The 21,589-nt window shown below is 44.3% G+C and carries 23 protein-coding genes; 18 read left to right on the top strand and 5 right to left on the bottom strand.

The window, feature by feature from the left end:
* Nucleotides 1-148: 148 nt before the first annotated feature.
* On the bottom strand, nt 149-955 hold the full coding sequence (speD, locus tag BN1546_RS04535) for an adenosylmethionine decarboxylase (RefSeq protein WP_058829208.1): 807 nt from the start codon (nt 953-955) through the stop codon (nt 149-151).
* Nucleotides 956-1,523: 568 nt separating this feature from the next.
* Between speD and BN1546_RS04530 the strand changes: the two genes are divergently transcribed.
* Nucleotides 1,524-2,372, top strand: a complete 849-nt coding sequence (locus BN1546_RS04530; RefSeq protein ID WP_090736148.1) for an RING finger protein — start codon at nt 1,524-1,526, stop codon at nt 2,370-2,372.
* Between the two features lie 84 nt (nt 2,373-2,456).
* Here BN1546_RS04530 and BN1546_RS04525 read toward each other — a convergent pair whose 3' ends face one another.
* Entirely contained in the window at nt 2,457-3,470 is a 1,014-nt protein-coding gene (locus BN1546_RS04525; RefSeq protein WP_090736147.1) for an RluA family pseudouridine synthase, read from the bottom strand.
* Nucleotides 3,471-3,693: 223 nt separating this feature from the next.
* Between BN1546_RS04525 and recQ the strand changes: the two genes are divergently transcribed.
* From recQ to BN1546_RS04510, 3 genes are all read left to right on the top strand, one after another.
* The gene (gene recQ, locus BN1546_RS04520) at nt 3,694-5,592 is read left to right on the top strand and encodes a DNA helicase RecQ (protein WP_090736146.1); all 1,899 of its coding nucleotides are present in this window, start codon (nt 3,694-3,696) and stop codon (nt 5,590-5,592) included.
* A 50-nt stretch (nt 5,593-5,642) separates the two neighbouring features.
* On the top strand, nt 5,643-7,499 hold the full coding sequence (locus tag BN1546_RS04515) for a B12-binding domain-containing radical SAM protein (protein WP_090736145.1): 1,857 nt from the start codon (nt 5,643-5,645) through the stop codon (nt 7,497-7,499).
* Nucleotides 7,500-7,686: 187 nt separating this feature from the next.
* Entirely contained in the window at nt 7,687-8,997 is a 1,311-nt protein-coding gene (locus BN1546_RS04510; protein WP_090736143.1) for an alkaline phosphatase, read from the top strand.
* A 202-nt stretch (nt 8,998-9,199) separates the two neighbouring features.
* On the opposite strand, the gene BN1546_RS28445 is transcribed toward BN1546_RS04510, so the two are convergent.
* The 3 genes from BN1546_RS28445 to BN1546_RS04500 form a co-directional block, all read right to left on the bottom strand.
* A complete protein-coding gene (locus BN1546_RS28445; protein WP_007429455.1) occupies nt 9,200-9,289 on the bottom strand; it encodes a putative holin-like toxin in 90 nt (29 codons plus the stop codon).
* A 373-nt stretch (nt 9,290-9,662) separates the two neighbouring features.
* A complete protein-coding gene (locus BN1546_RS04505; RefSeq protein WP_013370019.1) occupies nt 9,663-10,268 on the bottom strand; it encodes a DedA family protein in 606 nt (201 codons plus the stop codon).
* A gap of 15 nt (nt 10,269-10,283) precedes the next feature.
* Nucleotides 10,284-10,859: a class I SAM-dependent methyltransferase gene (locus BN1546_RS04500; RefSeq protein WP_013370020.1), complete on the bottom strand. Its 576-nt coding sequence runs from the start codon at nt 10,857-10,859 to the stop codon at nt 10,284-10,286.
* Nucleotides 10,860-11,144: 285 nt separating this feature from the next.
* Between BN1546_RS04500 and BN1546_RS04495 the strand changes: the two genes are divergently transcribed.
* The 14 genes from BN1546_RS04495 (at nt 11,145) to BN1546_RS04430 (ending at nt 21,547) form a co-directional block, all read left to right on the top strand.
* Complete coding sequence (locus BN1546_RS04495) at nt 11,145-11,981, top strand: hypothetical protein (RefSeq protein ID WP_090736139.1); 837 nt, start codon at nt 11,145-11,147, stop codon at nt 11,979-11,981.
* A gap of 84 nt (nt 11,982-12,065) precedes the next feature.
* Nucleotides 12,066-12,419: a FlxA-like family protein gene (locus BN1546_RS04490; protein WP_090736136.1), complete on the top strand. Its 354-nt coding sequence runs from the start codon at nt 12,066-12,068 to the stop codon at nt 12,417-12,419.
* Between the two features lie 233 nt (nt 12,420-12,652).
* Nucleotides 12,653-13,081, top strand: coding sequence for a GNAT family N-acetyltransferase (locus BN1546_RS04485; protein WP_025676324.1), 429 nt, complete (start codon nt 12,653-12,655; stop codon nt 13,079-13,081).
* A gap of 11 nt (nt 13,082-13,092) precedes the next feature.
* Nucleotides 13,093-13,554, top strand: a complete 462-nt coding sequence (locus BN1546_RS04480) for a hypothetical protein (RefSeq protein ID WP_040101824.1) — start codon at nt 13,093-13,095, stop codon at nt 13,552-13,554.
* A 93-nt stretch (nt 13,555-13,647) separates the two neighbouring features.
* Nucleotides 13,648-14,139 (top strand): 8-oxo-dGTP diphosphatase, encoded by a 492-nt coding sequence (locus tag BN1546_RS04475; protein WP_013370025.1) that lies wholly within the window; start codon nt 13,648-13,650, stop codon nt 14,137-14,139.
* A gap of 54 nt (nt 14,140-14,193) precedes the next feature.
* Entirely contained in the window at nt 14,194-14,715 is a 522-nt protein-coding gene (locus BN1546_RS04470) for a GNAT family N-acetyltransferase (protein WP_090736134.1), read from the top strand.
* A gap of 25 nt (nt 14,716-14,740) precedes the next feature.
* Entirely contained in the window at nt 14,741-15,190 is a 450-nt protein-coding gene (locus tag BN1546_RS04465) for a hypothetical protein (protein ID WP_090736131.1), read from the top strand.
* 98 nt (nt 15,191-15,288) lie between these two features.
* A complete protein-coding gene (locus BN1546_RS04460; RefSeq protein ID WP_025676329.1) occupies nt 15,289-15,522 on the top strand; it encodes a hypothetical protein in 234 nt (77 codons plus the stop codon).
* A gap of 153 nt (nt 15,523-15,675) precedes the next feature.
* On the top strand, nt 15,676-16,710 hold the full coding sequence (locus BN1546_RS04455; RefSeq protein WP_013370029.1) for an NAD(P)/FAD-dependent oxidoreductase: 1,035 nt from the start codon (nt 15,676-15,678) through the stop codon (nt 16,708-16,710).
* A 198-nt stretch (nt 16,711-16,908) separates the two neighbouring features.
* Nucleotides 16,909-17,679, top strand: a complete 771-nt coding sequence (locus BN1546_RS04450; protein ID WP_090736128.1) for a HEAT repeat domain-containing protein — start codon at nt 16,909-16,911, stop codon at nt 17,677-17,679.
* Between the two features lie 3 nt (nt 17,680-17,682).
* Nucleotides 17,683-18,366, top strand: a complete 684-nt coding sequence (locus BN1546_RS04445) for an HD domain-containing protein (protein ID WP_090736126.1) — start codon at nt 17,683-17,685, stop codon at nt 18,364-18,366.
* A gap of 167 nt (nt 18,367-18,533) precedes the next feature.
* Entirely contained in the window at nt 18,534-19,514 is a 981-nt protein-coding gene (locus BN1546_RS04440) for an ABC transporter substrate-binding protein (RefSeq protein WP_013370032.1), read from the top strand.
* Nucleotides 19,515-19,524: 10 nt separating this feature from the next.
* Nucleotides 19,525-20,532 (top strand): FecCD family ABC transporter permease, encoded by a 1,008-nt coding sequence (locus tag BN1546_RS04435; protein ID WP_013370033.1) that lies wholly within the window; start codon nt 19,525-19,527, stop codon nt 20,530-20,532.
* A complete protein-coding gene (locus BN1546_RS04430; RefSeq protein WP_013370034.1) occupies nt 20,525-21,547 on the top strand; it encodes a FecCD family ABC transporter permease in 1,023 nt (340 codons plus the stop codon). Before BN1546_RS04435 ends, BN1546_RS04430 begins: the two co-directional genes overlap by 8 nt.
* The last annotated feature ends 42 nt before the right edge of the window (nt 21,548-21,589 follow it).

The following is a 21,589-nucleotide window of genomic DNA, read 5'->3' as shown; positions in this document are numbered from 1 at the left end:
TTTCATCCCCTATCATAGTGAACATTCTTCCACTTGTACAGATCAAGCTGAGTAAAATCCATGATTTTGTATCCAAAAAGGACGAAAGCCCGGCTGAATTCCAGTCCAAGCAATCGTCCTTTGTACAACGAAATGATCCATTTTTTGTTTACGTTATATTTTTGCCGTAGTAAATTTCATCCATTTCGATTTTGAGTCTTGTTGATATATTCTGTTGTTCTTTTTCACTCAAACTTTCCTTTGTGTAGCCGAACAGATAGTTGTCCAAATCAAATTGTTTTAGCTTGCATTTGGTATGGAAAATATTTTCCTGATACACATTCACGTCGATCATGTCATACTGATTGCGCACTTCGTCGGGAATATAGTTTTGAATCGAAGCAATGTCATGGTCGATAAAAAGCTTATGACCATTCGTATCACGTGTAAAGCCGCGTACCCGGTAATCAATCGTCATAATGTCAGTGTCAAAAGAATGAGTCAGATAGTGAAGTGCCTTGAGCGGAGAGATTTCCCCACAGGTAGAAACATCAATATCTGCACGAAACGTGCTAATCCCCTCGTCTGGATGATATTCAGGGTAGGTGTGAACCGTAATATGGCTTTTATCCAGTTGTATCACGACAGACTCAGGTAGGGGGCCTGGTGACTCTGCATATGATTCATTCGGTACCTCCACAATCGGCCCTTCTGATATAAGCACTGTCACGCTTGCTCCTTGAGGGACATAATCCTGCTGAGCAACATTGAGTACATGGGCGCCGATAATATCGGATACATTTTTTAAAATAGCTGTCAGTCGATCCGAGTTATATTGTTCATCAATATATTCAATATACGCCTCGCGTTCCTCTTTCGTTTTGGTGTAACAAATATCGTACATATTAAAGCTCAATGATTTGGTCAAATTGTTAAATCCGTGCAGGGTAATCCGCTGTTCCGGTGTTATGGTCATAGGCTATTTCCCCTTATAGTCGCAGTATTCATACGTAATATTCCCAACATGCCTCTTCATATACCGATTCATACAATCCGTTCTGTAACGGACCAAAATAAAGACTTGAATATGTATGTCTTACCCGTTTGGCATCATTAAAAACAGGCAGCGTCACTTAAGACACTCTCCATTTTACATGTATGGGAATTTAACGTTAATATACTTTATTTCTTACTCAGCAATTTTTAAGTAACAGGGCTTATAATGTGGACTATGTATACAGGAAAGGAACGAAATTGACAGTGGATTCGTAATGTAATAGAAAATTTTAGGTTCGTAATTCCTGAATTTAATGTATCTTATCTTCATAATGCCCAAATCTTAACCGAATATGATTATAGACCCTCAAAAATAGTGACTTTGTACATTGCATAAAATGAGAAAAGCAACTTCAGCTACTGATATGCGTATAATGAAATAAACGTAACAAGCTAAGAATTATGATGTTAAATGAATTTTTGATAGCAAACTCATTTTATAAATCTATCTCATGTTACTGTAAGAAAACGGTGAAAGGAGTATCAAGATGCTGGCTTTGTCCGATCCGGTCTGGACTCTGCTCCAAGGCCCCTACGGTTCTTCTCAATACGTCCCAGAAATGTTAAAACAGCTCCAAGCCGGATATGATGGCGAAATAGCTGACACCTTGTATTGGGAGGAATTGTATCACCAAAATACGTTGTATACTTGTACATTTGCGGCTGTACCTTACCTAGTAGACATTGCGCTAAAGAGTTCTGATATAGGAATTCGGGCAGATATATATAACATTTGCGGAATATTTGAAGCGAAGAATAATAATCCCTTACATACCAAAATCCCATTGGAATTTGCAAGGGATCAGGTGGAAGTGGATTCTAGCCTGGCAGAATATATCTACGCGCAATATCGAAGTGCCATCGTTCGCCTTGCAGAATTGACGGAAGAAATGGTGCTCTATGCGAAAGAACATGAAGAAGATGTCGGCAAGCGCTATGTTCTTGCTGCGGCTGCCGCCTTTGAGGGGTATCATTGCGTAGCCTATATGCTACAAACCTTTGATACAGGTGACGAATATATGCTGGATTGTCCCCATTGCGGTACCCCGCTCTATATTTGGCCTGATGAACAGGGTGACACTCTGGTTGTCTATGATAAAGACCCTGTCAGTTCAGGCGATCTAATCCCCTATCCGATTCGCCCCCGTTCATTGGACCATAGAGGTGTAAATATACAGTGGCTACACGAATATGCTCAAAAAATAGATGAGAAATTACTTCTTGCCCAGCTACCCTACTTAAACGGTTGGGTAGAATGTCCAGTGTGTAATTCACCCATATATATATGGGATGAATTGATGAAAATGGCTGATGGTGTTCGGAGGTATACCGCTTAACCAACAAAAAAAGGGGGCTGTTTTTTACAACCCCCTAATTTCCTTTTGTATTATTACACTCTTCTTCGTGTGCTTTACTGCAGTCTACTCTCTAAACGGATTCAAAAAGGTTTTAGGAATGTCGGATTCAAAACGCAGCAATACTCCGGTGACGGGATGTATAAACGACAATACCTTTGCATGCAGACCAAGGCGGCCAATCGACTTGGACTTAGAGCCGTATTTTTTATCCCCAACAATCGGATGACCGATATCCTCCATATGCACGCGAATTTGATTTTTGCGTCCGGTCTCCAAACGTACTTCCAGCAAAGAAAAATGCCGATTGGCCTGAAGCCGCTTGTAATGAGTGACTGCGTGCTGTCCGTCATTCGGATAAGGACTGGAGTACATTTTTAGCGTCTTGCTTTCTTTCAGCCATGAGGTGATTGTGCCCGTTTCTTTTTTAACCTGTCCTTCTACGAGAGCAATGTATGTTCGTTCATACACAACTTCCTTCCACGCTTGTTGCATTTCCTGCTGTATGGCTTCGCTTTTCGCAAACATCATCACTCCTGATGTATCACGATCCAAACGATGCAGTACAAAAATACGGTTGTACGGATGCTCGCGTCGTACGTGGGCTGTAAGCTGGCGATATGCTGTGACTTCCTGCTCCTGCGCAGAAGCGACAGAAAGCAACCCGGCATCTTTATGGATAACGATAATAGCTTCGTCCTCATGCAAAATACGCAGCCCGGTTAGCGGCACCACAGGAGCTACCTTTTCCTTGGAGAGCGCGACAGTCTGTCCTTGCTCCAGCGGAAAATTATGCACAGTACGAGGAATACCATTGACGGAAACTTGTCCACGCGCCAATGCTGATTTAATGGAATTACGGCCCATGCCAGTCACATGCTCAACTAAAAAGCTCAATAGCTCGGCAGGCTCCTGAACGATGTATGTTTTGGCAGGTGCTTTATCCAAAGTATGGGTTTTCCGTTGAGCTTCCGGTCTATAGGAGCCAGATTTTCCGGCGGGTTTGTGGTTGCGCCTGGAATGGCTTGAGTTTGAGGTTGATTTTGTATGATTTTTCCTTTGAGGTTTCCGATTATTCATGGGTTCTTTCTCCTTCTTGGAGCCGTATCTCTTCATAGTTATGGACCATTTGCGGCACCGTGTCCACTATATCATGAGAAAACGGCGAATGCCATAAGAGACTAAAAGCCGATTGACAGACTTCCAGCGGTTGAACATTACCCTTAACCCCGGTAAACTAAAGGTAACGAAAGAAAAGCCGATATGCGTCGAGGACGCTAGAAATATGAGGAGTTTTGAAACTATGAGTGTACAAGCACCAACATTGGAACGGGCGCAGGACTTGCTGCAAAAATTTTATGGCTATCCCGATTTCCGGGAGGGACAAAAGAAAATTGTGGCCAGTATGCTGGAAGGCAACGACACGTTGGGCATCATGCCAACAGGTGGCGGAAAATCGATATGCTACCAGATTCCCGCGTTGTTGCATGAGGGACTGACCATTGTTGTGTCACCACTGATTTCGTTAATGAAAGACCAGGTGGATGCGCTGACCACGATGGGGATTGCAGCTGCCTACATTAATAGCACGTTGAGCGGTCGAGAAGTCAACGACCGTATCCGCGCCGCACGGAACGGAGATTTGAAGTTGCTGTATGTCGCCCCTGAACGACTGGAACTGGATTGGTTCCGTGATGAGATGGCTCAGTTACCGATTTCCTGCGTTGCGGTAGATGAGGCTCACTGTGTATCCCAGTGGGGTCATGATTTTCGTACCAGCTATCTGGCTGTGGCTCCATTCGTGGACGGGCTGTATGAACGTCCAATCGTAGCTGCGTTTACGGCAACGGCTACACCGCAGGTTATGGATGATATCGTACGCCTGCTTCGTCTGCGTTCACCGGAAACGTTCGTTACCGGTCTTGGAAGGCCGAATTTGGCATTCAGTGTGCTGCGTGGGGAGGACAAACGTAGCTTTTTGCTAAATTATGCCCGTGAACATGAGGGTGAATCGGGCATAATTTATGCGGCGACACGTAAGGACGTGGATGATTTATATCAACGCCTGCGCGATGCTGGCATGGCAGCAGGACGTTATCATGCAGGAATGACTGATCAGGAACGTGCAGACAGCCAGGAAGGGTTTCTTTACGACGATATCCGTGTTATTGTCGCAACCAATGCCTTCGGTATGGGGATAGATAAATCAAACGTACGTTATGTCATTCATTACAATATGCCTAAAAATATGGAGGCGTATGTACAAGAAGCAGGACGCGCAGGACGTGATGGCGACCCAAGTCAATGTATTTTGCTGTTCGGACCGCAAGATATTGTGACCCAGAAGTTCCTGATTGAGCAAAATCCACAGGATGAAGACCGCAAGCGCAACGACTACCGTAAGCTCCAACAGATGGTTGACTATTGTTACACGACTCGCTGCCTACGTTCAGCACAGCTGGAGTATTTCGGAGAAGCGCAGGAGCATGAAGCCTGCGGCATATGCAGTTCATGTACAGATGAGCGGGAACTGGTGGATATGACCATAGATGCGCAAAAGATTTTTTCGTGCATTCATCGTATGCGGGAACGGTATGGGGTTTCAATGGTAGCCTCGGTGTTGAAAGGCTCGCGCAACAAAAAGGTGCTGCAGTATGGTTTTGACAGCCTGCCAACCTATGGTGTGATGGGCAACCGAACGGAAAAAGAAATTGCTGAAATTATCAATGTTCTTGTTTCGGAAGGCTATCTGATGCTATCCGAGGGGCAATATCCGGTCGTACGCTTGCAGCAGCTTGCTGCTGAAGTGCTGAGAGGCCAGCGCGAAGTTATGCAGCGTGTGGTGCGGCATGCCACTGCTTTTGCAGGTGGAGCGGGATCACGTGGACGAAAGGGACGCGATGCCTATCCTGCCGCAGTCAACGAAACTGTGTTCGAGCAATTGCGCTTGATCCGCCGTGATCTGGCCGCTCAGGAGCATGTACCGTCTTATATCATCTTCAATGATGCCACGCTGCGAGAGATGAGCGTAGCGAGTCCGCAATCCGAGGCAGACATGCTGCGGATCAAGGGTGTTGGTGAAGTGAAGTTCCGCAAGTATGGCAAGCCGTTTCTTGATTTCTTTCAAAATCAGGGGAATACCGGCGGAATGGTGAGCGAGGATGAGATTTTTGCAGATGATGTGTACGAGGATTTTGAATAGCTATACTAAGGATGTAAGAGTCCATGCAAACTTATAGAAGGTTGTGACCTATGAAAGTCATTTTATCAACGTTAAACGCAAAATATATTCATACCTCGCTGGCCATCCGATGCCTCAAAGCCTACAGTGAAAAGGATTTTGATATCGAGCTGGCGGAGTATACGATTAAGGACCCGGTGATGAACATCGTATCCGATCTGTTTCAACGAGGGGCAGATGTCATCGGTTTTTCCTGTTATATTTGGAACATTGAAGAGACGATTAAAGTCATTGATGTGTTAAAAAAGATTATGCCCGAGGTCAAGATTGTTTTGGGTGGCCCGGAGGTATCTTACGATACAGAGCACTGGATGAAGCGCTTGGCGAATGTGGATTTTATCGTTGTTGGTGAGGGAGAGGAAACTTTCCATCAACTGCTGCAAGAGCTGGAAGGGGATCGCAAGTTCCATTTTGTATATGGACTGGCTTACCGTAAGGGAGAAGAGGTCATTATCATGCCGGGTCGTCCAAAAGCGGACTTGAACGAGCTGCCGTCGCCATATCGTTTTGCAGAGGATATCCCAGAACTCGGGAAACGGGTTGTCTATTTTGAAACGAGCCGGGGCTGTCCGTTCAGTTGCCAATTTTGTCTGTCCAGCATTGAGGTCGGGGTGCGTTATTACGATATCGAGCGCACCAAGTCGGATATTCTGTATCTGATTGACAATGGGGCTAAATTGATTAAATTTGTGGACCGAACCTTTAATATTAAACGCGATTATGCGCTGGAAATGTTCAAGTTTTTGATTGAAAATCACCGTGGCTGTGTCTTCCAGTTTGAGATTACGGCAGATATTATGCGTCCCGAGGTATTGGATTATTTGGCGGAGAACGCGCCACCGGGGGTATTTCGCTTTGAGATCGGTGTCCAGTCAACGAATGATCCCACCAATGAACTGGTTAAGCGCCGCCAGAACTTCACCAAGCTTTCCCGCACTGTTACAAAGGTCAAGCAAAGCGGGAAAATCGACCAGCATCTGGATCTGATCGCCGGATTGCCATTGGAGGACTACAACACATTCCGTAAAACGTTTAATGACGTTTTTGCGCTTGGACCGGAAGAGCTTCAGCTTGGCTTCCTCAAAATGCTGCGTGGTACTGGTTTGCGCATTGATGCCGATAAGTATAACTATACGTATATGGATGTTGCGCCGTATGAAATGTTGAGCAATGACGTCCTTTCTTTTGCCGACATCGTACGACTCAAACGCTTGGAAGATGTATTGGAAAAATACTGGAACTCTCATCGTATGGACCATACGGTGAACTACCTGATTGAGCGTGAATTCTCGTCCGCCTTTGATTTCTTTCAGGAATTCGGAGACTACTGGGAAGGACAGGGATGGCAAAAAATTGGACATCAGCTCGAAGACTTGTTTACGCGCCTCCAGTCCTTTTTGGAATCGCGGGGAACCAAGCGAATGGATATGGTGCTTGGGCTGATGAAGCTTGATTATTTCCTCAACCATAAATATAAGCCGCGCAAAATCTGGTGGGAGCATACTTTGGAGAAGGACGATTGGTCCAGCTATATGAAAATGGCTCTTCAGCACCCGGATGCGCTGCTGTCCCCTGCGGCGGCAGATGTGAGCAAGGAGAATACGGGTGAGACGGATGTGGCTAGTCAACAGACGCAGCCATACCGCGAGATGATCCCAGCCTTTGCTTCTTTGAACCTGGGTGAAAAGGAACTGCAAAAGCACGCTGTGCTGGATGTGCTGCCGTTCAGTCTGGATCATATCCTGAGTGGTGGTAGCCCATTAACAGCCGAAGGCCGCACATTGCTGCTTGTAGTCTATCAGCAAAACGGACAGCAAAAACCGCTGTACTACACCATGCCCATCGGCAAAAATATCGCCGCGATGTAGTATAAACAACAGAAGGCATCAACTCTTGGTATACCATGAGTCGATGTCTTCTTTTTTTATTATAAAAACATAGCTGACCACTTCAATTTTTTACATTCGGGAAACCTAGTGCTTTACGATTTTTTACAAAACCAATATATGATGAAATTATCATATATGAATATTAAATTTATTGGAGTGTGACCTTGTGAAAAAGCCTTCCATGAAAAAGAGTATCCTTGCGTTAAGTGCTGTGACCGTTTTGACTGTACCCTTATTATCTGCTGATATCCCTACAGCTTTTGCAGCCGCGACTTCTACGAAGTCCACTGTTGCAGAGTCCAAGGCACAGAAGGCTGTATCAGCTAAAGCGGATACTCCTAAAAACGTCATTCTTTTTATCGGTGATGGTATGGGGGAAGCCAGTCGCAACGCGATTCGCTTAGCAACGGTTGGAAAATCGGGATTGCTTGAAATGGACAAGATGCCTATAACGGGTCTGGTTAGCACGAGTTCAGGGGACAACCTAGTTACAGACTCTGCCGCTGCTGCGACTGCCATTGCAACAGGTGTGAAAACGTATAACGGCGCGATCGGAATGGATTTGAATAAAAAACCAGTGACAACCATTATGGAACTGGCTAAAAAAGCAGGCATGTCTACAGGAGTGGTGACGACAAGCCAAGTGACAGATGCGACGGGCGCTGCCTTTGGTGCGCATGTTGAGAAGCGCTCCGCGCAAAGCGAGATTGCCAAGCAGTATCTTGAGAAAAGCAAGCTGGATGTGATTCTGGGCGGGGGTGAGGATTTCTGGTACCCTGCAGGAACACCAGGCAAACATCCAGATGCACCGGCAGAAGATCCTGAGGAAGCTAGTAAGGGAACTCAAGGAAATTTGGTGGAACAAGCGAAGAAGTTGGGCTATAGCTATGTGACAAATCAGGCTGAAATGAAAGCAGCCAAAGGCTCTAAACTGCTAGGTCTATTCGCCAATGAAGAAATGTTCCAAGCTCACAACAAACTAGGCAATTCTTACAACCCAACGGTTTCTTTACCGGATATGACAGCGAAAGCGATTGATGTTCTATCCAAAAACAAAAAAGGCTTTTTCCTGATGGTAGAGGAAGAAGGAACTGATGAGATGGCGCATGACAATGAAGGTGAATTAACCATTAAAGCTGGGCAGCAGCTGGATAAGGCTGTCAAAGTAGCTAAGGACTATGCCAAAGCGCATCCAGATACTTTGGTGTTAGTGACGGCAGACCATGAAACAGGCGGTTTGGCCATTGAAGGCGAAGATGCGGAAGATGAATCCGGTGAAGGTGTCTCCAAAGAGGACGGCCCTTTTACCGTAAAAGGTTCTGATGAGAAGTTTTATATCGACTGGACCACAGGAGGACATACATCCGTTGATGTAGCGCTAACTGCAATGGGTCCGGGTTCCTCCCAATTTAGTGGAAATTACCCGAATACGGCTATTCATGACAAGCTGGTTAAGCTACTTCACTTAAAAAAATAGCTCAGGGTGAAAGCTGCCCATAAAAGGTTTTCCATATTGTCAATATGGTTTTTCTTGTGATAAACTATAGCCAATAGGTATATACTTAAAAAAGAGTAAGGATGCTCTAACATCCTCACTCTTTTACAACAGCCGCTTATAAGGGCGGTGGCTGTAGGGTTGGATTAGTAAAATAGACCGCTAACCTTTTCCAGAGGGCGGTCTATTTCTTTTTGTTGAAGGAAATAATCAAGATCACCAACGTTGCAAATTGAATCATCAACATCAGCGTATCTTTAACCTCCACAGGCATCACCTCCTTTGTAGGAGACTAGCCGACCGCCCATCTAAGCCATTCTGTTGTTAGTTTATAGTATATCATATGGATACTATTGCTAAAAAGGACAAAAATGAAAACGCCTGTTCTAGGCGCTTTTTTGTTTTTTCATAAGATATATTTTAAAAGTTGAAAATCATTATGAGTTCTTAACCAGTATAGGTGTTACGTAACTCATTTAAAAATTGCACAGCATCTTTGAATCCCTATAAATATATTTGGTATGTTCGAGATGTATTTTGTCGATTTCAGAAATCCGGGGGCGGTGGCGATGGGAAGCACCATCCGTCTGCGTAGTGGCACGACAGGTAACTTTTAAATTTATGAACATGCCGAATAGACTCAACCTTTACTCCTCCGTTGTTTTCTTCCCCCACACAAATTTCATTATAAAAAATATAATTGTCAGCATGATGAGAAGCAATGCCACCTGCAAGCCATAACGATGAATCAATTCTCCTGCTGCTTGTACATGGTCACCAAAGAGACGTCCGAGCAGGAAGAAGATTAGCGTCCAAATCAAGCCCGTTGAATAAGAGAAGAGGGCATAGCGTTTGAAGCTCATTTTATTGATCCCCACAATATAAGGGACAATGTGGCGAACGATTGGCAGCAAGTAGCTGATGCATATCGTGAAGTTTCCATACTTATGTACTAAATTCTCTGAAAAAGTAATATACTTGTCCATTTTTTTCTTTCGGCGCAAACGATCCAAAATGGGTGTACCCAAGCTTCTGCCCAACACATAACCTAAGGATAGGCCTGATACAACCCCAAGATATACAATTAAAAAAGCAGGTAACGGATGAAGTATCCCCATGCTTGTTACGGCCCCGCCAGTCATCACTATAACTTCGTCTGGAATGGGCAGTCCCACAATTCCGAGCCATAGAGAGAAGAATAATGCTGCATAGCCATATTGTTCGATAATGGAAATTAAATATTCAACATCCATTCCCATACTCCTTTCTTAAGCTTTCTTTCGGCATACATAGACGAATGCGGGTGGAACATTCATAGGTACAAACTTGATTTCTTCAATATCAAACCATTCACCTAACTGCTGCTTCATCTGTTTAGAGTATTGAAAGGCAACAAACATTCCTCCATCCCTAAGTGATAGATGAATTTGTTCTACGATTTGATCTCGCATCGCTTGTGGAAAGTTGAAGAATGGCAGCCCGCTGATTATACAGTCGAGCTGTTCAATTTGGGCATTTTTCATAGCAAGCTGAAGCTCACGCGAGTCGGAATAGCACAGATAATTCGGGAATCTTCTTTTTAAACTCTGCTGCATGGTCGGGTCCTTCTCAAAGAGCAGAACTTTGGGATGAATTTTTGTCGTAGACGGAATGTATTGGGTAATTGCGCCTGTTCCAGCCCCGAGCTCAGCCACGGCATGAACTTCACTCCATGGAATGGATTCTATCATATTTTTAGCTAAAAATCTGGAACTGGGTGTTACGCTACCTACATATGCAGGTGAGTACAAAAATTTGAATAGGAACATAAGTCTTTCATGAACCAAATGACTAATACGGATCATACACCTTTCCCTACCTTCAATTTTCAATATACGTTCATTTATTCTCTGCTAAGAGTAACAAATTATCCCTTTACTTGCTCCTGTCTGGAGTAGGGTTCAGTTCCCCGTCCTGCGGAGGGGTCTTTCCTTGACTATGGTCTAGGAAAAAAGAAAAAGAGTACGTATGGGTCAGTCCGTATTCATTCAGTTATCATTCAGCATTCCCTCAGGCTGCCTTCAGTTTTGCTACCGATGAAAGAGAGGTGGGCAGCTAAAAACACTATGTACATTGAGAGGGGATCTACTTTGTCACTATCCATTAACAGGCATCTCATCAAGACTTCGACTTCCTACGATAATTCGAATACGCTGAAGTCAAATGAGAATGGACTAAATAACACGGAGCATACCACACACAAGAAATCTAACGATTCACTCGAATTAAGTGCGGAATTTATGGAATATGCCGGGGGTATGCAGGCTCCACTTCCTACGGAAAACTACAGTTATGACTACAAGTACGACCAGGATACTGTGGCGCTGACTACGGATGAACAGAAAGCGTTGTTGTCAGATTTACAAAATTACTTAACGTCTTCAAGTGCTTTATCTGAAACGAATGAAATCAACAACAGTACGAAAAATCCTTTGGCTGCAGTCAGCGACTTGTTATCCGGGATGGATCTTTCGACAGCAACAGATGAGGAAGTATCCAATTTATTCGATAAGATAGCAGAATCCATCCAAAATAATCGCCCTGCGCCGCCTGGAGATGACTCATTCCGACCTGAAGTTGATGGCAGTGGTCTGCCTCCAATGATGCAGGCGATGGGTGGAATTATGCCCCCATTTGCATGGAATATTCAGGCGACTACCAATCAAGAGGATGACACCACTACATCTGAAAAAGAGCTTACGGTAGATGAAAAAAGATCCTTACTGAGTGATTTGCAAAACGTCCTGAGTTCCGAGCTTCTATCCGGCTCCGTATCTGCAGAAACAGATGAGCAAACAGATCTGATTTCTGCATTGAAAAACGCATGGGGAAACACAGAAGAATCGAATGCAACAGATGAGGAAATATCGGCTTTATTCGATAAAATCGCCAAGATTTTCGAACAATCTCTATCATCTTCGTCATAATCTTTAGGGTGCAATAGCGTACCTTAGAACCGGTTAGCCCACATCTGTAACTCAAACTTAACTTTTAAAAAGGGGAATTTTTCTATGAATATTTCAGCGACTTCCAGCAATTCTATATCTATTGCAAGTACTTCATCTTCATCCAGTGCCAACAATACAGCCAGTCTGGAAAAGCAAAAAGCTCAGCTTGAAGCAGAGTACAACAAGGTACAACAAAGCAAAGATAATAAAGATACAAAAGAAACAAAAATGAAGCAGCTTCAGCAGCAAATTAAACAAATTGAAGCCCAGATTGCACAGCAAAGTTCTCAATCCAGCAGCACGTCAACACCAAAAATGGAAAAGTCCACTCCAAGCAATATGGAAATGACTCGCGCCAGCAGCTCGAATGGCAGTGATATTACTGGGGTTGGAAAATCACTGGATATTTCTATCTGATCATCCCATCTCTTCTTCTGTAAGCCTGACGATGATACAAAAGACAGCAGGCTCTCTGTTTCATAGGGAGCCTGCTTTTTTGCGTTTACGTCGGGTTAAAATGAATCATGTGACTAAACTTAGAAAAGTATATACAATAAATAACAGTGGGAAGATGAAAGGTTTCTAACTTTAGTATTTTATAGATTGAATTAGTAGTGTTAGTATACATTCTAAATTGGAGGATTTAAGCCATGACGCTGGAACCTCAAATGAGTCGAAGTAGTAAGGATGAAGCTCGTTTCGTCAGAAACAAGTTGATTGAGTTTAATGCAAAACACGTCCCAGCAGATATTCAAACCCAATATGAAGAGATTAATCTTACGCTCAAAAATGGAGAAGGTCAGGTCATCGGCGGTCTTCTAAGTGTACTATGTTGGAACTGGGTGGAGGTTGATATTTTGTGGGTAGATCAGGTCCATAGAGGAAAGGGCTACGGTTCGCAATTGCTTGGTGAAATCGAACAAATGGCTAGAGATAAAGGATGTGATTTTATACAACTAAATACCTTTTCTTTTCAAGCGCCTGAATTCTATGAGAAACATGGGTATGAAGTAGTCGGTGTCATTGAGGAGGCTCCTAGAGGCTTTAAACACTATTATTATAAGAAAAATATCTACTGAGGACTCCGAATATGCGCGTACAGATCAAGGAAGTAAATAAAGATGAAAAGATCATCATTCGTAGTATTGGCGAGGAAAAGGTATACGGTTACTGGACATCTTTTTGGTGTGAACTGACCTCGGGATATGCGTATGTTGTTCCGTATAAACAAAGCTTGGACAAGTTAATTCCTGGCTGTGTCATTTCGGTTGAGATTTCTCAATCCAGTATAGAAGGGTTCAGAAGACTGAGGCCTACTGAAAAGACAGGCGTTGTTCGCCCTCAACCAAAGCTAGGCGACTATTGGATTCAAGGAATGATACAACAAGTGATGCAAGGCGAAGCAGGCGGGATAGAATGTCTGGAGATTGTTGTAGGAGATGCAACGTTTGTTTTAGATTCGGAAGAAATGAATGGTGATACCAACGTTAAAGCAGGCGACGGCGTCTCCTTTGAAATTATAGGTATGCAGTTGTTTGAAGAGGGACTGTGATTGTTCTGATTGGAATACTATATTTAACCAATTACAATATGTCGGTGAGAAAGTCAAAAGCTAGATCATAGAGAATCGTGAATAAAGAAAGGTATGATTGGATTGGCTACAGAAGTGACACACAAAATATATACCATGTGCATGATTCAAGACGGAACCAAGGTATTGCTTATGAATAGACCCAATCGAAAGGGGTTTCCAGGTTATATTGCTCCAGGAGGAAAAGTAGAGTTCCCAGAGAGCATTGTGAACGGAGCCATTCGCGAAGTAAAGGAGGAAACGGGCTTAACGGTTACGGAAATTGTATTTAAAGGAATCGACGAATATTGTGATCCAAATCAAGGGCTGAGATACATGGTCTTTAACTATTTGGCTACAGCAACGGAAGGTGAACTATTAAAGAATCCCCCTGAGGGAGATCTGCTGTGGGTGGATATGAAGGAAGCACTAAATTTGCCGATGCAGGATTGGTTTAAGCGGAGATTTCCCTTGTTTTTCGAGCCGGGGACGTTTGAGGTTAGTTCCGTGTGGCTTGCGGAGACGGATGAAACCCTGGAAGCAACGACTAAGAACTATGGGGTGTAGAGATGACGACCATTAGAGATATATGGAGCGCTTAAAGAGGAGGTCGTGAGCGGGATGCAGACTGTAAGATTGGTTGAGCCGGATCGGCGCTGGAAGGATGCTTATCTTTCATTTTATGAGGAATGGAAAAAAAGCCAGGAGCAAATGGTGCCTTGGGTGATTTCTATAGAACCATATGATTTTGAAGGTATGCTGACGTTTTTAAATCAACAGAAAAATGGAATTGGCTTGTCTGAAGGCTGGGTTAAAAGTTCGACATACTGGCTGATGGATGCAGATGACCAGGTCGTCGGAGCAGTGAATATCCGTCATGATCTTAATGAGCATCTGTTAAATGCTGGCGGTCATATCGGTTATGGTATCCGTCCTTCTGCACGAGGGAACAGGTGCGCTGTGACTATGCTGAGTCTGGCATTGGGCAAAGCAAAAGAGTTGGGTGTTTCCAGAGCCCTCGTCGTATGCGACTCCGATAATATCAGTTCCAAAAGAACGATTCTGCGAAACGGCGGAACACCAGACAAGGATTACATAGAGGAAGATGGAAACCGTGTAAACCGGTTTTGGATCGAGCTGTAAGTGAGGGAGGGGAACACAAAAGCTCATGAAAATATGGCCTGAATATGCACAAAATATTATTGTCGGTGTCATTTTTCAGGGACAATGGAATTGGTATGTGACGGAAAGAGAGTATTGGTTTTTGAATACCGAGATGGAGGAACGGTTTGGTATCGCTATTTTGGATGAGACTACAGCGGGAGCATTTTTGGAACACATCTGTGAATATAAGGTAGATGCGGGAGAACTCACTACAATGCTCCAGATGCTAGATGATGCAATTCAGCATAAGGATGAAGTGTTGGAATTCTGTCCTGCTTTATATGTTGATTTTGACCAGAAAATTCTCTACTCACTATTTCCAGAGCCAGCTTCTTTCGAACATTATGTCCCGGTGGGGTGGAAAGGGGAATATCAGAACTTTTTGGAAGAGGTCCCTCCTGCTGAACGATATTGGATAATCCACGGAAGTGACTTTTTCAAAAAATACAGCTGAAAAGATGAAGGAGGAAATGAACATATGAATTCTTCCATGCATGAATTTACGATCATATCCAAGCACAGAATGTACGATCAATACTTGGTGAGCAACTTATGGATGAAGTTGAAGATGCTTTTTCTGCCTTCTGTGCAGCATTGGATAATACAGGCTATATAAATATGTATGATGTTTACCATGTGGTAGAGCATACAGCTTATCATTTGGGGCAGATCATAGATCGAGTTCAGAGACTGGCAGGTCACCGTTTTCAATTTGTACAGACTGGGTTGAATGAAAAAGCATTGCATGCAATAGTGAATCAATCCCTGCCTAATACACAAGATTAACAAAAGCAATAGCCAGATAACTGTATAAAATGTAGTTCCAAAATCACAAAAACCTCTGTCACAGATATGTTTTTATTTCTTAATTGATATTGATAATTATTATCACTTATAATAGAAGCAGACATATTAAGTTATGATAGGGAGAGTTGCAGAGTGACAGAGTCCTTGGAATTATATGATGTAACGATCATCGGCGGCGGTCCTGCCGGTATGTATACCGCGTTTTACAGTGGAATGAGAGATATGAAAACCAAGCTGATCGAAGCCAAGCATGAGCTAGGCGGACGGATGCGCATATACCCTGAGAAGATGATATGGGATGTTGGAGGCGTTACCCCGATTTTATGTGAAAAGCTGATCGACCAGCTGGAGCAGCAGGCAAAAACGTTCGAGCCTACCATTGTACTGGGGCAACAGATTACGGGTTTGGATCGGCAAGAAGATGGTACGTTCCTGCTGACTTCTGCCACAGGGGAACAGCATTGGACGCGTACGATCGTTCTGGCCGTAGGCTATGGTATTCTCAAAATGGCTAAACTGGAGATTGAAGGCGCTGACCGTTACGAGGTTACAAATCTGCATTATACCGTACAAGAGCTGGAGCCGTTCCGGGACAAACATGTTCTGATTTCCGGTGGAGGCAACTCGGCGGTAGATTGGGCGAATGAGCTGGAATCTATTGCGGCGAGTGTGACAGTTGTACATCGTCGGGATCATTTTGGCGGACATGAGAAAAATGTAGCCCGTATGAAATCCTCTTCGGTTCGTGTTCTCACACCTTACGCGGTAGGTCAGTTACATAGCAACAACGGAGAGACGATTGAGCAGGTGACGATCAATCATGTAGATACGGGCGAAACAGAGATACTGAATGTTGATGCAGTTATCGTAAATCATGGTCTAAAATCCGATTTCGGTCCTCTGCGAGATTGGGGACTGGATATGGGAGAGTGGCATGCCCGCGTGAGCGACAAGCTGGAAACGAATCTACCGGGGATTTTTGCTGCAGGCGATTTTGTCGAGTACGGAAGCAAGCTGTATCTGATTGCAGGTACGTTCACAGACGCCGCCCTTGCCCTCAACAGCGCCAAGCTGTACATTGATCCGACAGCTGACAAAGCGGCATATGTATCTTCTCATAACAGCCGATTCAAGGAAAAAAACCGCGAGCTTGGTGTCTTGGAGTAAGATAAGGGAATCAGTGTTTAATAAAGAACTTCCGTTAACTACAGCTGATGTGGTTGAGGAGGTTCTTTTTTTGCATAGTTAAGGACTTCTCGACCTAATGTTGGATGCCACACACATATAGAATAAAATGAAGAAAGCCTGTCTTTTTCGGGACTTAAATAGTAGATTTGGAGTAGAAAAGATTAGGAGTGTGAAAAAATGAGCTTACGAGAGGTGTTTGAGCGTCTAGCGATTTATCTGCCTGACGATACGCTGGAAGCTTTACTGATCCATAGTAAGAAGCAGAAAGGGCAGAAGGTTCAGCTACGATTACTGAGTGAACAGGAGCTTGCTGAGAGTACTGAGTGGATGGCGCAGATCGAGGTGTTCAAACATATCGTCCCTCTATGGACGGATGATCATTCTAATTATGTAGGCCTATATGTAGAAGGACCGTTGGCATATAAATTATGTTATATAAATCACGAGGAAACAGATTTGTCACCGATATACCGAAGTGCGGCTTCGTTGATTGCAGAGTTGGAGCAAAAACCGGAGCTCGATTGGGAAGAGCTGCATAAGGATTACCCGTCTGACGAGAACATAAGCACCGAACAACTAGCAGAAGATATTCGCTGTATGCATGAATTACAGGCTATACTGGAAAAGGATTCATCTATGGAGGATGACGTGAGGTGTCAGCTTCTTTACAGCTTAATGGCGATTACTCCTGTCAGTGAGGTGGATTCATTGCTTTCCTATGTGGATGATGAAGATATGTATGTACAGGAACGTGCATGTATTCTTTTGGGATATCATGGGTATGAACCAGCGACCGAAATATTAAAAGAAGTAGTGAAGCATGGAAGCCCAAATGGGAAGCTGGCAGCCCGTAAGGCGCTCTCGATGATTCGCACTAAGCAAATGGACAAGCATATAAAAAATAAACCAACCTCTCACATAGTAAATATAGACGGGATTGAAAGGTGACTTATGAACAGACGAACAGAGCAACAGGAAGCGATAAGGGTAAATATCATTCAAAAGGCAGAGCCGTATGTACAGCAACAGTTGGAGCATGACCACAGTGGTCACGATTGGTGGCATATTGACCGGGTGAGGAAGCTGTCCATTGAAATCGCTGCAAAAGAAGGTGCAGATCCGTTCGTGTGTGAACTGGCAGCACTGTTGCATGATGTAGCGGATGAAAAATTGAATGATTCCAAACAAGCGGGGCTGGATAAAGTTGAGCAGTGGCTGCATCTGCATGTAAACGATCCGGACGTGATCACACACGTAATGACCGTTATTGCTACAATGTCCTACAATGGTGGACAAAACCCGCCTATGGAAACGCTGGAAGGTCAGGTTGTACAGGATGCAGATCGGTTGGATGCCCTGGGGGCGATTGGGATTGCAAGAACCTTTATGTATGCAGGCTCAAAGGGCAGTATCATGCATGAACCAGGTCAGGACTATTCACAGTATGAATATCGCGCCGCAGGTAAAAGTGCTATTTACCATTTTTACGAAAAGCTGCTCAAGCTCAAGGATTTAATGAACACCACTTATGCCCGAGAGCTAGCGGAGGTCCGGCATCAATGGATGGAGATGTATTTGGAGCAGTTCTATAAAGAATGGAATGTGAATGATATCCAACAGAACAGGGGAGGCTGATGCTTCCTAATTGCAATGATTTCAGGAGAAGTCAGCTCTCTTTTTAATAAATATTAGAAAAAATATTGCAATACACCGATTTCTCTCCTACTATTGATAATAGTTATCAATGATAATGATAATTATTATCTGTAAATTCAAGTAGGTAGAGGGGAGTCTTTTAGATCATGAAGAAATTTGCAGTATGGATGTGTACCTTGTTATCGGCAAGTTTGCTGTTGACGGCATGTGGTGAAAAGGTGCAGGAGGTGGATAGCTCAGCCCAAAAGAATACCAATGCATCGACACAAACGTCTGTTTCTGACGGAGAAAGTGCCAAGACGATTACATATCTAGATAAGACTTATAAGCTGGCCAAAACGGATCATATTATTATAGCTAGTCTGGAAGCGATGGAAGATGCGGCTGTCCTGGGAGTGAAACCAACTGGGGCGGTTACCTCGGGCGGGAAATTCCCTGAGTTCATGGAGAAAGCAATGGAAGGAGCTACAGACGTTGGTGACCGAATGCAGCCTAGCGCTGAAACGATCCTCAAACTGAAAGCGGATGTAATTCTGGGAAGTTCTAAATTTCGGCCTGCGGTGGCAGATCAGCTAGGTAAGGTCGCTCCAATGATTCCAGTATCCCATATTTCAACGAACTGGGAAGCGAATCTATTAATGTTGGGAGAACTTACGGGCAAAGAGGCGAAAGCGAAAGAGATCCTGAATAAGTACAAGCAAGATGCGGAAGCGGCCCAACAGAAGCTAAAGCCAATATGGGAAAATAAAAAGGTACTCATGGTACGGATTCGTACAGGCAATTTGTATGTATATCCTGCAGATGTATATTTCAATCCTTCGCTGTATGCTGATCTAGGAGCTAAAGTACCGGAAGAGTTAAATACAGTTAAAGCACAAGAGGCGGTTTCTCTGGAGAAATTGGCTGATATGAACCCGGATTATCTGTTCGTGCAATTCTCTGAAGGAGAGAACAAGGATCAACCGCAGGCGTTGGCAGATTTGGAGAAGAATCCGATTTGGAGCAGCATCAATGCCGTTAAGAATGGGAAAACCTTCGTCAATATTGTAGATCCCAATGCTCAAGGTGGTACTTCATGGAGCAAACTTGCCTTTTTGGAAGCGGTTATGAACCGACTTTCGCAGTAAAGGTAGGAACATGGGAAAAAAGTTGATCTCTCCTTATGTTGTAATCTTCGTCTCTCCCTTATTTATCGTATTAACGCTACTGCTGTCTGTGATGTATGGAGCCAAAACGATAGAATGGGAGACGGTAACTGCTAGCTTTTTTCATTTTGATGCTGGGAATGTGGATCATCAGGTCGTTTTAAACTCGCGTCTGCCCAGAGCGGTCGGCTCTATATTAATCGGTGCTTTTCTCGCGATTTCAGGAGCCATTATGCAAGGAATGACGCGGAACTTCTTGGCTTCACCCTCAATTATGGGCGTGTCGGATGGGGCGGCATTTGTGATCACCTTAATGATGATTCTCGCGCCAAACTCCACTTCGATGGGCCTGATCGGAAGTTCTTTTGTGGGGTCTGCTTTGGGAGTGGCTATTGTGTTTGGTTTAGCCTGGATGATTCCCGGCGGTCTTGCTCCGGTTCGTATGGCCATTTTGGGAACGATCATCGGCACGTTTTTAAGCAGCCTGTCGGCCGTTCTTTCCATTTATTTTAATGTATCGCAAAATGTAAGCTTCTGGTTTAACGCTCGTCTGCATCAGATGGATCCCGATATGATTCAATTGGCAATTCCCTTAGCTCTTGTGGCAATTGTGGGAGCGATGCTGCTGGCCAAGCCAATAACACTATTGTCGCTGGGCGACGACGTGGCCACAGGGCTGGGACAGCGGGCATTACCGGTCAAGCTGGGGGCCATGCTTTGTGTAGCATTGCTGACAGGTGTTTCTGTTGCGCTGGCAGGAAAAATTGCCTTCGTTGGCTTGTTGATTCCGCACATTACCCGATATTTAATCGGTGTAGATTACCGTTGGGTCATTCCATGCTCTGGATTGATCGGTGGTCTTTTTTTGGGCATGTCTGATGTGTTGAGCCGTTTTCTTAATTATCCGTTTGAAACGCCTATTGGTGTGGTTACCTCGGTCATTGGCATCCCTTTCTTTCTGTACTTAATACGTAGAAAAGGAGGGGGAGAGCATGCGTAAAATCAGTGCGAAACGTCTGTGGTTCGTCCTTTCAGGCGGGGCTGCGCTCATTTTAGCAGCCTCCTATGTCAGTCTGACCCATGGAGAGTTCGACATGACCCTACAGGAAGTAATTCAGACCTTGTTCCGTATTCACCCTACTCCGCAGTTGGATTTGGTGATTTTTGATTTTCGGCTACCGCGTATTGTGATTGCGGCCTTGGTCGGCTTAGGTCTGGGGATTGCTGGGGCGGCAGTACAGGGAGTTACACGAAATGGCTTGGCCGATCCCGGCATTTTAGGCATTAACGCAGGGGCGGGGGCAGCCATCGTCATATTTATGTTCTTTTACCAGGGACAAATGGAAACGACAGGCTGGACTGCAGCGCTGGCTATGCCCTTTTTCGGCTTGATTGGAGGTTTGATGGCAGCGCTGCTGATCTATTTATTTGCTTGGAAAGCAGGTCGTCTGGATCCGCAGCGGCTGCTTCTCGTAGGTATCGCGATTGGCTCTGGCTTCGGTTCCTTAAGCTTATATCTGTCGCTGAAAATGAAAGCCTCGGATTTCGAGATGGCGACAGTATGGATGTCGGGCAGTATTTGGAGTGCTGATTGGAAGCTGGTTGCTGCCGTAATTCCATGGCTCGTCATTTTAATTCCTGTTATTTGGCTGAAGTCATATGTTCTGGATCTATTTCAATTGCATGAACATACAGCTAAAAGTCTCGGGGTTGCGACCGAAAAGGAAAAGTCTATTCTTCTGTTGTCCAGCATTGGACTGGTGAGTGCCTGTGTGTCTGTTTCGGGAGGAATAGGCTTTGTAGGATTATTGTCTCCTCATATCGCCAGAAGGCTGGTTGGCCTTCATCATCGTTTTGTGATTCCTGTATGCGGTATGGTCGGTATGGTACTGGTGCTATTATCTGATTTTATTGCCAAAACGGTGGTTGCGCCTGCGGAAATTCCCGTTGGGCTGATTATTGCGGTGATCGGGGTCCCTTATTTTGTAGTCTTGCTTATGAAAAAAACGGCCTGATTTCATTAGAATTCAGGTTCTACAGGAGGTTATTTTCATTAA

Source organism: Paenibacillus sp. Mc5Re-14 (assembly GCF_001049835.1).
Lineage (GTDB): Bacteria > Bacillota > Bacilli > Paenibacillales > Paenibacillaceae > Paenibacillus > Paenibacillus polymyxa_C.
Note: the sequence above shows the minus strand (reverse complement) of the source record. Positions and strands in the feature narration are given on the sequence as shown.